The 12978-nt window shown below is 69.0% G+C and carries 14 protein-coding genes; 12 read left to right on the top strand and 2 right to left on the bottom strand.

All coding sequences use genetic code 11. The annotated features are described in order from the left end of the window. Positions 1-63 precede the first annotated feature (63 nt). The 5 genes from ACZ5KW_RS01815 (at position 64) to ACZ5KW_RS01795 (ending at position 2693) form a co-directional block, all read left to right on the top strand. Positions 64-711 (top strand): class I SAM-dependent methyltransferase, encoded by a 648-nt coding sequence (locus ACZ5KW_RS01815; protein WP_343779290.1) that lies wholly within the window; start codon positions 64-66, stop codon positions 709-711. Further along, on the top strand, positions 708-989 hold the full coding sequence (locus tag ACZ5KW_RS01810) for a DUF8101 family protein (RefSeq protein ID WP_343779288.1): 282 nt from the start codon (positions 708-710) through the stop codon (positions 987-989). The genes ACZ5KW_RS01815 and ACZ5KW_RS01810 overlap by 4 nt, the downstream gene beginning before the upstream one ends. A gap of 24 nt (positions 990-1013) precedes the next feature. Continuing rightward, positions 1014-1958, top strand: a complete 945-nt coding sequence (locus ACZ5KW_RS01805; RefSeq protein ID WP_343779286.1) for an ABC transporter substrate-binding protein — start codon at positions 1014-1016, stop codon at positions 1956-1958. A 105-nt stretch (positions 1959-2063) separates the two neighbouring features. Then, the gene (locus tag ACZ5KW_RS01800) at positions 2064-2330 is read left to right on the top strand and encodes an AbrB/MazE/SpoVT family DNA-binding domain-containing protein (protein WP_343779284.1); all 267 of its coding nucleotides are present in this window, start codon (positions 2064-2066) and stop codon (positions 2328-2330) included. 3 nt (positions 2331-2333) lie between these two features. After that, entirely contained in the window at positions 2334-2693 is a 360-nt protein-coding gene (locus ACZ5KW_RS01795; RefSeq protein WP_343779282.1) for a type II toxin-antitoxin system PemK/MazF family toxin, read from the top strand. 27 nt (positions 2694-2720) lie between these two features. Here ACZ5KW_RS01795 and ACZ5KW_RS01790 read toward each other — a convergent pair whose 3' ends face one another. Then, a complete protein-coding gene (locus ACZ5KW_RS01790; RefSeq protein ID WP_343779279.1) occupies positions 2721-3179 on the bottom strand; it encodes a hypothetical protein in 459 nt (152 codons plus the stop codon). A gap of 55 nt (positions 3180-3234) precedes the next feature. Here ACZ5KW_RS01790 and ACZ5KW_RS01785 point away from each other — a divergent pair, with 55 nt between their 5' ends. Both ACZ5KW_RS01785 and ACZ5KW_RS01780 read left to right on the top strand, forming a co-directional pair. Continuing rightward, positions 3235-4302, top strand: a complete 1068-nt coding sequence (locus ACZ5KW_RS01785; protein WP_343779278.1) for an ABC transporter ATP-binding protein — start codon at positions 3235-3237, stop codon at positions 4300-4302. Beyond that, positions 4299-5144, top strand: a complete 846-nt coding sequence (locus ACZ5KW_RS01780) for an ABC transporter permease (protein ID WP_371152699.1) — start codon at positions 4299-4301, stop codon at positions 5142-5144. Before ACZ5KW_RS01785 ends, ACZ5KW_RS01780 begins: the two co-directional genes overlap by 4 nt. A gap of 234 nt (positions 5145-5378) precedes the next feature. Here ACZ5KW_RS01780 and ACZ5KW_RS01775 read toward each other — a convergent pair whose 3' ends face one another. Further along, positions 5379-5864: a DUF7529 family protein gene (locus ACZ5KW_RS01775; protein ID WP_371152697.1), complete on the bottom strand. Its 486-nt coding sequence runs from the start codon at positions 5862-5864 to the stop codon at positions 5379-5381. A gap of 80 nt (positions 5865-5944) precedes the next feature. Here ACZ5KW_RS01775 and ACZ5KW_RS01770 point away from each other — a divergent pair, with 80 nt between their 5' ends. From ACZ5KW_RS01770 to ACZ5KW_RS01750, 5 genes are all read left to right on the top strand, one after another. Next, positions 5945-8665 (top strand): dipeptide ABC transporter ATP-binding protein, encoded by a 2721-nt coding sequence (locus ACZ5KW_RS01770; RefSeq protein ID WP_343779277.1) that lies wholly within the window; start codon positions 5945-5947, stop codon positions 8663-8665. A 102-nt stretch (positions 8666-8767) separates the two neighbouring features. After that, positions 8768-10480 (top strand): ABC transporter substrate-binding protein, encoded by a 1713-nt coding sequence (locus tag ACZ5KW_RS01765; protein ID WP_343779275.1) that lies wholly within the window; start codon positions 8768-8770, stop codon positions 10478-10480. Positions 10481-10530: 50 nt separating this feature from the next. Beyond that, positions 10531-11544 (top strand): ABC transporter permease, encoded by a 1014-nt coding sequence (locus ACZ5KW_RS01760; RefSeq protein WP_343779273.1) that lies wholly within the window; start codon positions 10531-10533, stop codon positions 11542-11544. After that, positions 11541-12458, top strand: coding sequence for an ABC transporter permease (locus ACZ5KW_RS01755; protein WP_343779271.1), 918 nt, complete (start codon positions 11541-11543; stop codon positions 12456-12458). The genes ACZ5KW_RS01760 and ACZ5KW_RS01755 overlap by 4 nt, the downstream gene beginning before the upstream one ends. Further along, complete coding sequence (locus ACZ5KW_RS01750; RefSeq protein ID WP_343779269.1) at positions 12451-12798, top strand: DUF7268 family protein; 348 nt, start codon at positions 12451-12453, stop codon at positions 12796-12798. Before ACZ5KW_RS01755 ends, ACZ5KW_RS01750 begins: the two co-directional genes overlap by 8 nt. Positions 12799-12978: the final 180 nt, after the last annotated feature.

Here is a 12978-nt window from a genome sequence, read left to right as displayed (position 1 = left end):
GCGGCGCTTTCCGCGGCCGCCGTCCGCCCGAGGAATCATGCCGCTCGCGCCCCTGCTACCCGTATGGACCGAAACGAGGTGCGCCGCGCGTGGGACGAGGTGGCCGAGACGTACGCCGCCCGGCGCGACCCCGACGGCTCGGACGCGGCGCTGATCGACGACCTGCTCGCCTCGCTGGCGGGCGACCCCGCCGTCGACGGCGACCCGCGTGTCCTCGACGTGGGCTGCGGCGACGGCGCCCGCACCCTCGCGAACCTCCCGCCCGGCAGCGTCGGGCTGGACGTCTCTCGGCGCGGGCTGGACCTCGCCCGCGAGACCGTCTCTGCCGCCCGGCTCGTTCACGGCGAGCTGACGGCGCTCCCGTTCGGCGACGACCGCTTCGACGCGGTCACGGCGTACCACGCGGTGTTTCACGTCGAGCGCGAGCGCCACCCCGAGGCGTACGCGGAGTTCGCTCGCGTCCTCCGGCCGGGCGGCCGACTCCTGATGACGCTCCCGGGCGGCCGCTTCGAGACGGTGCGGCGCGGCTGGATGGGCGGCCGGATGTTCTTCTCCGCCCCGGGGGGCGACCGGACGCTCGATCAGCTCCGCGCGGCCGGGTTCACGGACGTCGAGACGACGACCGCGATCGATCCGCTGGGCAGCAGCACGGAGTTCGTCTTCGCGACGCTGGGCGGCGACCGAACCGACGACCCGCAAAGCCGGCCGTGACCCGCTCGGACGAGGTACCCCACGACGTGCGCGCGAGCCTCGAACAGCTCCTCGCGGCGGCGGAATCGGCGGCCGCCGACGGCGACGACGAGACCGCGCGGGCGGCGCTCGACACCGCCGAGACGGTCGCGACGAACAAGCTCCCGGCCGGCGAGCGCCGCGACCGCGTCCGGTGGGGCTGTGCGGCGGCGGCCGACGCGCTCCCGAACGGCGACCTCGCGGCCGCGTACGCGACGGCGACCGCGAGCGTCGTCGGGGCCTCGGACCCCCAACTTTAGTCGGCCGAGCGCTTCGAGTCGAGCATGCGCGTCGCCTCCCTGCTCCCCTCCGCCACGGAAACGCTGTTCGCGCTCGGCGTCGAGCCGGTCGGCGTCTCCCACAGCTGTGACCACCCGCCGGCCGCCCGCGAGCTGCCGAGGCTGACGAGCACCGTCGTCGACCACGAGGACCGGTCGGCGGCCGACATCGACGCCCAGATGCGTTCGGTCGACGGTGCGGTCTACGACCTCGACGAGGACCGACTCGCCGCCGTAGAGCCCGACCTCCTCGTCACGCAGGCGACCTGCGACGTCTGCGCGGTCGACGCGAGCGAGGTCCGCGCGGCCGCCGACCGCCTCGACCCGGAACCCGACGTGCTCGCCTGTGACCCCCACTCGTTCGCCGACGCGCTCGACGACGTCGTGCGGATCGGCGAGGCGGTCGGCGAGGAGGCCGCCGCGAGCGAGCTCCGGGCCGGCCTCAGCGAGCGCGTCGACGCGGTCCGCGAGCGGGCCGAGCGCGCGGTCGCCGACGAGGGGCGCCCCCGGACCGCGGTCCTCGACTGGACGGACCCGCCGATCCGGGCGGGCCACTGGGTGCGCGACATGGTCGAACTCGCCGGCGGCGACCCGTCCTTCCAGCCCGACGGCCCCTCCGAGCCGGTCGCGTGGGAGGACGTGTGCGCGCGCGACCCCGAGGCGCTCGTCGTCGCGCCCTGCGGGTTCGACCGCCAGCGCGCCGAGCGGGCGGTCGACGACCTCGCGGAACGACCCGGGTTCGACGACCTCGCGGCGGTCGCGAACGGTCGCGTCTACGCGGTCGACGGCAACGGTCTGTTCAACCGGCCGAGCCACCGCCTCGTCGACTCGCTGGAGGCGCTGTTCGCCTGTCTCCATCCCGACCACGCCGCGACGCCGCCGGCCGGGCACGACCGGATCGCCCGCGTCGACGCGGCCGTGACGCCTTCGGTGCGCGCCGACGGCGGGTGAGGCCGATCTCCCCGGTGACTTGCCCCTGGTGGCGATCTCCGGGGTCGATACGTACTGTTCACCCCCGCCGAAGCGTTTACCAATATGAATATGATATGAATATGTATGAGTAACGGCGAACGCCGAAAGATCGGGGAGCGAGGGCAGGTGACGATCCCCAAGGAACTCCGAGAACGGTTCGGAATCGAGAGCGGAGAAGAAGTCGTGATCCGCGAAGAGGCGGGAAAAATCGTTATCGGGCGATCGGTCACCCGAGAAGAGTTGGCCGAGGGATACCGTCAGCGAGCCCAACGGGACGCCGACCTCGCCGACGAACTGGAGACCGTCTCGGCGGAGGCGAACGACCGCCTCGGCGATCCTCCGGAGTGGTAGCGGATGGCCGTGTCCGTCCGTCGAGGCGACGTCGTCATCGTCGAACTCGACCCGACACAAGGGTCCGAACAGCGGGGAACGCGGCCGTGTCTCGTCGTCCAGAACGACGTCGGGAACGCGAACGCGCCAACGACGATCGTCGTGCCGTTTACCACTTCGTTCGGCGAACAACTGTATCCGTTCGAGGTGTTCGTCCCGGCCGAGGAGAGCGCGCTTCGGGACGACTCGGTCGCGCTCTGTAGCCAGATTCGGACCGTATCCATCGAGCATCGGGTCACGGAGAATCTCGGACCGATTCCGCAAGAGCGGCTGGACGAGGTCGACACCGCCCTCGAATACAGCCTCGGACTCACGATGATCTGAACGGAGGCGGCCGTCTCTACCGACCCGTCAGGTCTCCGACCGCTCGCGCAGCCCCGACAGCGTCGCCGCCTCGCGGAGGTCGTCGACCGTACAGTACCACGCGCCGCGCACGCCGTTCAGATCGTTCTCGACGGGACTATCTAGAGGGACCAGCTCGTCGAACTCGAAGACGACCACGACGCGCTCCTCCGAGAACGGGTCGATGAGCGCCTCCCAATCTTCCTCGTCCATCGGGCCGGGCTCGCCGCGCGCCTGCTCGGTGCGAGCGGTGACGCGGGCGTAATGAGTGATCGCCGACACCGGCGCGGTCCGGTAGAAGGCCATGTACTCGAAGTCGGCGCGGGTGCGGTCGTACGAGCGCGGCGCGGGGTAAAACCCCTCGCGACAGCGCTCGAAGGTGTCCGGCCGGGTCGCGACGACGCAGACTCGGGCGCCGCCGGGCGCGTCGTCGGCGGGCGCGTCCGCCGCGAACCGGTCGAGGTCCATGTCCGCGCTGGGGGGCGAGCGCGGATATATCCCCGCTCGGCTCGTACCCATGGCAATGGCACGGAGCGCGGCGAGCGCGAGCGGTGGTCCCCGCGAGCGCGACGAGACCCGGAGCGCGGACGACGACGCGTCCCTCGGCGAGCCGACCGGCCCGCCCGCCCTCTCGGTTGAGCGGCTCACGAAGCGGTTCGGCGAGGGCGACGACGCGGTGACCGCGGTCGACGACGTGAGCCTCACCGTCGAGCGCGGGTCGGTCGTCGGCCTGCTCGGTCCCAACGGCGCGGGGAAGACGACGCTGATCAAGTGCGCGCTCGGCATCGTCATCCCCGACGCGGGCTCGGTGCGGGTGTTCGGCAACGACGTGCGCGACGGCCGGCGGGCGGCCTACGCCGACGTGGACGCGATGTTGGAGGGCGCGCGCAACGACTACTGGCGGCTCACGGTCAGAGAGAACCTGCGCTACTTCGCGACGATAAGCGGGGTCGACCCCGACTCCGTGGCGGCGCGTCACGACCGCCTGCTCGACCGGCTCGACCTCGCAGACAAGGCGGACACGCCGGTCCGGGAGCTCTCGCGGGGCATGAAACAGAAGGTGTCGCTGGCGAGCGTGCTGGCGGGCGGCGCGGAGCTGGTCTTCTTAGACGAGCCGACGCTCGGGCTCGACGTGGAGAGCGCGCGGACGCTCCGGGCGGAGCTGCGCCGCCTCGCGGTCGAGGAGGGGCTCACCATCGTCGTCAGCAGCCACGACATGACGACGATCGAGGCGGTGTGCGACCGCGTCGTCATGCTGTCGAACGGCCGAATCGTCGCCGACGACACCGTCGAGGCGCTGCTCGGCGGGACGGACCGCGACGTCGTCCGCGTGGCGAGCCCGGACCTCGACGCGGAGACGGTCGCGGGGCTCCGCGAGTCGTTCGACGTGCGGGCGGTCGACCGCGAGTCGCGCCCGCCCGCGGTGACGGTCGTCGCCGGCGGTGACCGGCTGTACGACCTGATGGACGCGCTACGGGCCGCGGGCGTCACCGTCTCCGACCTCCGGACCGTCCAGCCCGACCTCGAGGACGTGTTCCTCGAACGCACGGGCGTCGCGGGCGACGGCGGACTCGGGGGTGCGTCGCGGTGAGCGCGGACGCGTCGCGCTCGGACGGACCGACCGGTAACGGCCACGCGGCCGTCGATGAGGAGCCGCGTCCGGCCACCTACTACCACCTGGCGCGAGCCGTGTTGTACCGGGAGTACCTCATCTTCGTGCGCTATCCGGCCAACGCGATCGGGGGGATCGTGGTCTCGCTGTTCTTCTTCGCCGCGCTGTTCCTCGGCGGGCAGCTGCTCGCGGGGCAGGCGCTGACGGACTCGATCGAGGGGATCGTCGTCGGCTACTTCCTGTGGACGCTGTCGGTCGGCGCGTACTCGTCGGTCTCCAACGACATCGGCAGCGAAGTCCAGTGGGGCACCTTAGAGCGCCACATCACCACCCCGTTCGGCTTCGCGCCGGTCGCGCTGTTGAAGGGGATCGCGAAGGTGGTGCGGACGTTCCTCACGAGCGCCGTCATCCTCGCGCTCATGCTCGTCATCACGGGGACGCAGCTCAGCCTCGCGCCGCTGACGGTGGTCGTCGTCGCCGGACTGTCGATCACCTCCGTCCTCGGGCTCGGCTTCGCCGCCGGCGGCGTGACGGTCCTCTACAAGCAGATCGGCAACTGGCTCAACCTCCTCCAGTTCGGGTTCGTCGCGCTGATCTCGGCGCCGGTCTTCGACCTGCCGTGGACGCGGGTGCTCCCGCTGGCGCACGGCAGCGCGATGCTCCAGCGCGTGATGGTCGACGGCGTCCGGCTCTGGGAGTTCCCGCTCGTCGATCTGGCGCTGCTCGTCGCGGTCGCCGTCGGCTACCTGATCGGCGGCTACCTCGTGTTCGAGTACGCGACGGCGCGGGCGCGGCGGCTCGGCGTGCTCGGCGACTACTGACTCACACTTCCCGCCCCGCGGGGCGGCATCTTCACGAACGAGCGCGATCGCGCCGGCACGCTCGACGTGCCTCACTCTCCGACTGACGCAGCGGGGGACGCTCGCGACTGCGAGAGGCGCCGCCTCGAACGACGAGGCGATCGGCGTTCGAGCACGGACCGCTCGCACGCCCTGCCCGCGCTCGCCCCTCTAAACTCACCGCCGCACGATCACTCCGAGCCCGCGGGACTCCGATCACTCGACCGGTTCCGGGAGGAACGGCGCCGGATCGTCGTGGACGAACCGCACGGTGTCGTCGTTCAACCGACGGCAGAAGAGGCGCACGGTCCCCGCCTCTCTGATCGATTCGATCGTCTCCGCCGCCTGGCTCGGATCGTAGTACGCGGGGACGAAGACGGCCGTTTCGCTCTCGGGCGCGACCTCGACGACCAGCACGTAGAGCAGTTCGTCTCCCTCCGCCCGGAACACCTCGACGTCTCGAAACCGTCGGTCGTCGACGAGCGACTCTAGCTCCTCGAACTCCGGGCCGGGGAGGACGACGTCGAGGCCGGTCCGACGGTCCGAGTCGACCAGGACCGAATCGCCGGGATGGAGTTCGAGCGTCGTCCACCCGCGCTCTCGGTACTCCGCCGCGGTCGCTTCCATGTCCTCGATGACGGCGGACCACCCGTCTCCCGCCCGTACGTTCGTGGGCACGTCGTCGCCTGCGGGTTCGCTCATACCAGCAGACGCTCGGGTAGTCGTATAAATGGTTCCACTGTCCCCAAGATATATTTCCGTAAGGCGCGCTACCGCCGACAGTGACCGATCTGCTCTCGCTTTCGGCGCTCCGGACTCAGTTCAGAACCGAACGGGGCGCGGTCAAGGCCGTCGACGGTATCGACCTCTCGATCGAGCACGGCGAGACCGTCGGCCTCGTGGGTGAGTCGGGTTCCGGAAAGAGCGTCACCGCCCTCTCTGCGATGGACCTCGTCGACGACCCCGGCGACGTCGTCGGTGGCCGGATCACCCTCGCGGATCCGGCGCTCGCCACCGCCCTCCTCGACGAGTTCGACGACGCGTACGTTCCGTACCCGTCCGGACTGATCGACGCGATCGCGGCCGTGAGCAGCGGCCTCCGCGCCGGACGGCGCGTTCCCGACACCCCGGCCGAGCTCCGCGGAATGGTCGACGACCTCGCCGCCGAAGCGGACCCGGAAGACCTCGCCAGCGACCTCAGGGCCGCCGCAGATCGCCTCGAAGCCGACGCCGACCCGAAGACCGTCGGCGACGACCTCGAGGCCGCACTCGCCGACGCCGTCGACGGCTTCGTCTTCCTCGACGCCGACGCCCGCGAGCGGATCCGCGCCGGCGCGGCGCCGAGCGACGTCGACGTCGACGAGGGGATCATCGACGTGACGGCAGCTCCCGAGGCGGCCGTCCGCCGGGTCCGCGGCGGCGAGATGGGGATGATCTTCCAGGACCCGATGACCTCGCTCAACCCGGCGGTCACCGTCGGCGAGCAGATCGCCGAGTCCCTGCGGCTCCACCGGTACGGCGGTCAAAAGCACGACTCGTGGTTCAACGGGGTCCGCGAGATCCTCCCGAAAGTCGGGGGTCGAGACGGTGACGAGGAGGTGATGGACGAAGTCGTCAGAATGCTTCAGGCGGTCGGCATTCCGGAAGCGAAACAGCGCCTGGACGACTACCCACACGAGTTCTCGGGGGGGATGCGCCAGCGCGTGCTCGTCGCCATCGCGCTCGCCTGCCGGCCGAACCTCCTCATCGCCGACGAACCGACGACCGCGCTCGACGTGACGATTCAGGCGCAGATCCTCGATCTGATCGACGACCTCCAAGAGGAGTTCGGGATGTCAGTCCTGATGATCACTCACGACCTCGGCGTCGTGGCCGAGACCTGTGACCGCGTGGCCGTGATGTACGCCGGCGAGATCGTCGAGGAAGGCCCAGTCGAAGAGATCTTCTCCAACCCCAGCCACCCCTACACCTACACGCTGCTCGAATCGATCCCCACCGAGAAAAAAGAGCGGCTGACCCCGATCGAGGGGAACGTCCCCGACCTGATCGACATGCCCGACGGGTGCCACTTCGCGCCGCGCTGTCCCTGGGCCGAACCCCAGTGCCGCGAGGGGGAGATCCCGTTCCTCCAGCACGGCCCGGACGACGTCGACCACCGGTCGAAATGCGTCCACGACGAGTTCGACAAGGACATGTACGGGACCGACGCGCCCGCCGCTGGTGCCAGGTCCGCCATCGGCGACCCGCTCGTCGAGGTCCGCGAGATGCGGAAGTACTACCAACAGGAGGCCGGCGCGCTCGACCGCGTGTTCGGCGGCGGCGACCCGAGCGTCAGGGCCGTCGACGGGATCGATCTCGACGTCCACGAGCGGGAGACGCTGGGGCTCGTCGGCGAGTCCGGCTGCGGGAAGTCCACGGCGGGACGGGCGATCCTCCACCTGGACCCGCCGACCGACGGGAAGGTCGTGTTCGCCGGTGAGGACCTCGGCTCGCTCTCGAAGTCGGACCTCCGCAAGCGCCGGAAAGACATGCAGATGGTGTTCCAGGACCCGATGTCGAGCCTCGACCCGCGGATGACGGCCGGCCAGACGATCATGGAACCGCTGAAGATTCACGACCTCGCCGAGGGACGCCGCCGCGAGCGCGTCTTCGAGCTGATGGACGCGGTCGGGTTAGAGCGCGGCCAGTTCGGCCGATACCCGCACGAGCTCTCCGGCGGTCAGCGTCAGCGGGTCGGCATCGCGCGGGCCCTTGCGGTGGACCCCGACTTCATCGTCGCCGACGAGCCGGTGTCGGCGCTCGACGTCTCCGTTCAGGCGCAGATCATCAACCTGCTGGAGGACCTCCAAGAGGAGTTCGGGCTCACCTTCCTGTTCATCGCCCACGACCTGAGCGTCGTCCGCCACATCTCCGACCGGGTGGCGGTGATGTACCTCGGCGAGATAGTCGAGGTCGCCGAGACGGGCGAGCTGTTCGAGACGCCGAAACACCCGTACACCAGAGCGCTCCTGTCCGCGATCCCGGAGCCCGACCCCCTCGCCAACACGGACGATCGAACGATCCTCAAGGGGGATGTCCCGTCACCGATCAACCCGCCCTCCGGCTGCCGGTTCCGCACCCGCTGTCCCTCGATCATTCCGCCGGACAACCTCGACATCGACCAGGAGCGCTATCGCGAGGTGATGTTCTACCGACAGCGGTTAGAGGCGAGAGACGTCGACCTCGACGCCATCGAGTCGGAGGTCCGCATCGAAGACGAGTCGGCGCGGACCGCCGTCGCCGACGGCGGCGAACATCCGACGCTCTTCGAGTACTTCTTCGACGGTCCGCTCTCGGGGGAGGCGCGAGCGGTCGTGGCCGAGTCCTTCGAACACATCAAACACGACCGGTGGGCGGAGGCAGAGGCCACGCTCCGCGAGACGTTCGAGAGCGTCTGTGAACGAGACAACCCCGAACTCGGCGAGAGCGGCCACCCCGCCGCGTGCCACCTGTACGACGAGTGACCTACCGGCGAGTGATTACAGGACCACTCGGCCGGGTCTTATGACGCGATTGTGTCCTGTCTCTCCACCAGAATTATTTAGGTAGCTCATATATGCCGGTGTATGTGTCCTGATACCACAGGAACGTCACGACGCAGCTTCTTACAACGAGCGGGCGGCGCGACGGTAGCGACGGCATCGGTCGCCTCTCTCGCCGGATGCGGCGGCGACGGCGGCGACGGTGGTGACGGCGGCGACGGCGGTGACGGTGGCGACGGCGACGACGGGATGGACGGTGACGACGGCGGTGACGGCGCGGCGTCTCTCCGCTACGGCCGCGGGGCTCACTCCAGTACCCTCGACCCGCAGAACACGACCAGCGGTGAGGTCGCGAAGGTCACCAATCAGGCGTACGAAGGCCTGATCGCCTTCCAGCCGGGCGAGGCGTCGCTCGTCGAGTCGCTCGCCACCGACTGGTCGCTCGAGGGGGATTCGGTGACGCTCACGCTGCGAGAGGGCGTGAGCTTCCACGACGGGTCGGAGTTCACGGCCGACGACTTCATCGCCACGTACCGGCGGTTCGTCGACGACGACTACGAGTACAACTTCGAGGACGCCTCCGTGTACGGGCCGTTCACGCTCGGTAACTGGATCGACAGCATCGAGGCGCCGAGCGACTACGAGCTCTCGATCACGCTCACCCAGACGTACGCGCCGTTCCTGCGCAACCTCGCGATGTTCGCGGCCGTCGTCATCTCTCAGGACGCGATCGAGGGCGACACGAACCTCGGGGAGGAGATGGTCGGCACCGGCCCGTTCCAGCTCGACACCCTCGACGACGCCAACAACCGCATCCGGCTCACCACCTTCGACGACTACTGGGGCGAGACCCCGAACGTCGACGAGGTGTTGTTCCTCACCCGCGGTCAGAACTCCACGCGTGCCCAGGCGCTCGTCGAGGAGGAGCTCGACATCATCGACGGGCTCGACCCCGACAGCATGCAGATCATCGACGGGTCCGACACCGCGGAGAGCCGGACGGCGACGGGGATCAACATCGGCTACATGGCGTTCAACCTCTCGCGCGTCGAGGCGTTCCGCGACCGCCGGGTCCGCCGCGCGATCAGCTACGCCATCGACACGCAGGCCATCGTCGAGAACATCTACTCGGGGATCGCCACGCAGGCCGACCAGCCGATCCCGCCCGCGCTGTTCGGCCACAACGACGACATCAGCCCCTACGAGTACGACCCCGAACAGGCCCAGAGCCTCCTCGAAGAGGCCGGTTACGGCGACGGGTTCTCCTTCTCGCTGACGACGTTCCAGAACCCCCGCGGCTACAACCCGGCGCCGCTGCCGACCGCGGAAACGATCCGGTCGAACCTCGCCGAGGTCGGCATCGAGGTGTCGATCGACGACCGACAGTTCTCCGACTACCTCACGTACACCAGTCAGGGCAGTCACGACGCGACGCTCGCCGGCTGGTACACCGACAACGCCGACCCCGACAACTTCTGTTACGTCCTCTTGCACCCGCAGACCGACGTGCCGGAGGGACAGGATTGGGTCTCTTGGGACACCGAGGGGTTCAACACCTCGAACAACGCCGCGTGGGCCAACAGCGAGTACATGAGCGTCGTCGAAGAGGCTCAACGGACCACGAACCAAGAGGATCGGGCCGAGCTGTACCGGGAGGCCGCTCAGATCGCACACGACGAGGCGCCGTGGGTGTTCATCGACTACGCCGACGAGGTCCGCGGCGTGTCCAACCGCGTGAGCAACTACACCGTCGCGGCGATCGGCGGACCGTTCCTCGAAGCGGTCGAACTCGAGTAGCTCGCACCGAACACAGACTTTTTGACCGTCCCGCGCACCCGTTCCCCTGAATGGTCTCGAAACGCTTCGTTTTCAAACGGCTGCTCATGCTTATCCCCGTGCTGTTCGGGGTCGCGACGGTGGTCTTTGCCATTCTCCACCTCTCCCCGGGCGATCCCGCCGTGGTCATCGCCGGCGAGCGAGCCAGCCAGGAGTTCGTTGACCAGGTGCGATCCGACCTGGGGCTCGACGACCCCCTCTGGCAGCAGTACGTCCGCTTCCTCGGTGAGGTCGTGACCTTCGACTTCGGTCAGTCCTACCAGGTGAACCGAGGCACGCCGGTGAGCCAGATCCTCACGGACCGGCTTCCGATCACGATCGAACTCGCGCTGCTCGGGCAGTTCGCCGGTCTCCTGTTCGGGCTCCCGCTGGGGATCCTCAGCGCGGTCAAGCAGGACACGTGGACCGATCACCTCACCCGAATCGGCGCGCTGAGCGGAATCAGCGTCCCGATCTACTGGAGCGGCCCGCTGCTCATCCTGCTTTTCGCGCAGTTCCTCGGTCTCCTCCCGACCAGCGGTCGAATCGGCTCCGAGTACTTCGTCGAACCGGTCACGGGACTCATCCTCGTCGACACGCTGTTAGCGGGGAACATCGCGGCGTTCCAGTCCGCGGCCGTCCATCTGCTCTTGCCCGTGGTGGTGCTCGGCATCTATCAGATGGCGCTGCTCTCGCGGATGATGCGCTCGTCGATGGTCGAAGTGCTCCGTCAAGACTACATGCGGACCGCTCGGGCGAAGGGGCAGGGATCGAAGATCACCGTCATGAAACACGGGCTTCGCAACGCCTTCATCCCCGTCATCACCGTGATCGGCATCCAGTTCGGATCGCTGCTCGGCGGTGCGGTGCTCACCGAAACCGTCTTCGAGATCAACGGCATCGGAACGCTCCTCGTCGACGCGATCAACCGTAGCGACTACCCCGTCGTCCAGGGAACCGTCCTCGTCTTCGCCGTGTTGTACACGCTGGTCAACTTGGGCGTCGACCTCACCTACTCGGTCCTCGATCCACGCATCGAACAATGAGCACGGAGACACAGACCGGAACCGTCGACCGAAGCATCGCCGAGCGGCTGCGCGCGAGCCCGTTCCTCTCGCAGCTCCTCTCGAACCGACTCGCGATCACCGGGATCGTCATCATCGTGGCCGTCGTTCTCGTCGCGGTCTACGCGCGGTTCACCTACGACCTCAGCGAACTCATGGCGACCCAGTTCGGGACGAATCCGGCTGAGTCGCCGCCCAGCTCGGAGTACCTCTTCGGAACGGACGGGCAGGCCCGCGACATCTTCCCGCGCGTGATGTACGGGGCTTGGTACGCGGTCCTCTACGGCACGGTCACCGTCGTCGCCTCGACGTTCCTCGGGGTGAGTCTCGGAATCGTCGCGGCGTACTACGGCGATCTGACCGACAACGTCATCATGCGGACGATGGACGTCCTGCTGTCGTTCCCGTCCCTACTGTTAGCGCTCGCGCTCGTCACCATCTTCCCCGAAGAGCTGGGGCTGTGGCGTGCCGTCGGGGCGCTGACGCTGGTCTACACCCCTCGGTTCGCCCGCGTCGTCCGCGGAGCCGCGCTGAAGGTGCTCGAAGACGAGTACACCGACGCCACGAAAGCGCTCGGCGCGACGGACCCGCGGCTGCTCGTTCGCCACGTCCTCCCGAACTGCCTCGCGCCGATAACGGTCCAGTCGACGCTCAACTACGGGCTCGCGATCATCGACATCGCCGCGCTGTCGTTCCTCGGGTTCGGCGCCAGCCCGGGGGAGCCGACGTGGGGCATGATGCTCTCGAACGGCGTCGAGTTCGGGCTGTTCTCCGGGGCGTGGTGGTGGTCCTTCTTCCCCGGTCTGCTGCTCGCGCTGACGGTGCTCGGGTTCAACCTCCTCGGTGACGGGATGCGCGACGCGCTCGACCCCCGGATGCGAGAGACCGTTGACTGACCGCGACGGACGGCCGTCCGGACGGACGGTCGCGCGGTGGGTCGGCATCGGCAGCCTCCTCGGGGTCGTCGTCGCGGGCGCGCTCTTCCCGTTCGCCGGGGCGCGGCGAGCGACCGACACCTCGTTCGCGCTCGGCGTGCTGCTGTTCGGCTTCGGCGTCGCGACGTGGGGCGGCTCGGTCGGGTTCGGCGACTCGATGTCGGCGGTTCAGCGCCATCTCGGTGGCGAGTCCGCGTGGAGCCGCGAGGGCGCGCGACAGGCGTTCGCCGTGTTGACTTGGGTCGGCGCGGGCTGGGCGGGGACCGCGGTTGCGGCGTCGATACTGCTCGTCGGCCTGTGAACGGGGCGCACTCCGGCACCCCGTCTCGGCGGGACCGCTCCGCCGTCGCGAGAGGGCACGAACCATCGGGTCACAGCGGCTCGACCGGCTTCACTACGTTCCCGTCCTCGCGACCCCGGAGTCTGCGCCGGCCCGACCTGTCGCCTGGCCGTCTCACCGCGCTCCGGCGCTCGGTCGGCG

This window comes from Halorubrum ejinorense (genome assembly GCF_055389685.1).
Note: the sequence above shows the minus strand (reverse complement) of the source record. Positions and strands in the feature narration are given on the sequence as shown.

What these genes read in the sequence shown, in the direction of transcription:
- ACZ5KW_RS01815 (WP_343779290.1), top strand. Translation starts at nt 64, where the DNA reads ATGGACCGAAACGAGGTGCGCCGCGCGTGGGACGAGGTGGCCGAGACG.
- ACZ5KW_RS01755 (WP_343779271.1), top strand. Translation starts at nt 11,541, where the DNA reads ATGAGCACGGAGACACAGACCGGAACCGTCGACCGAAGCATCGCCGAG.
- ACZ5KW_RS01765 (WP_343779275.1), top strand. Translation starts at nt 8,768, where the DNA reads ATGTGTCCTGATACCACAGGAACGTCACGACGCAGCTTCTTACAACGA.
- ACZ5KW_RS01775 (WP_371152697.1), bottom strand. Translation starts at nt 5,864, where the DNA reads ATGAGCGAACCCGCAGGCGACGACGTGCCCACGAACGTACGGGCGGGA.
- ACZ5KW_RS01790 (WP_343779279.1), bottom strand. Translation starts at nt 3,179, where the DNA reads ATGGACCTCGACCGGTTCGCGGCGGACGCGCCCGCCGACGACGCGCCC.
- ACZ5KW_RS01785 (WP_343779278.1), top strand. Translation starts at nt 3,235, where the DNA reads ATGGCACGGAGCGCGGCGAGCGCGAGCGGTGGTCCCCGCGAGCGCGAC.
- ACZ5KW_RS01800 (WP_343779284.1), top strand. Translation starts at nt 2,064, where the DNA reads ATGAGTAACGGCGAACGCCGAAAGATCGGGGAGCGAGGGCAGGTGACG.
- ACZ5KW_RS01795 (WP_343779282.1), top strand. Translation starts at nt 2,334, where the DNA reads ATGGCCGTGTCCGTCCGTCGAGGCGACGTCGTCATCGTCGAACTCGAC.
- ACZ5KW_RS01805 (WP_343779286.1), top strand. Translation starts at nt 1,014, where the DNA reads ATGCGCGTCGCCTCCCTGCTCCCCTCCGCCACGGAAACGCTGTTCGCG.
- ACZ5KW_RS01760 (WP_343779273.1), top strand. Translation starts at nt 10,531, where the DNA reads ATGGTCTCGAAACGCTTCGTTTTCAAACGGCTGCTCATGCTTATCCCC.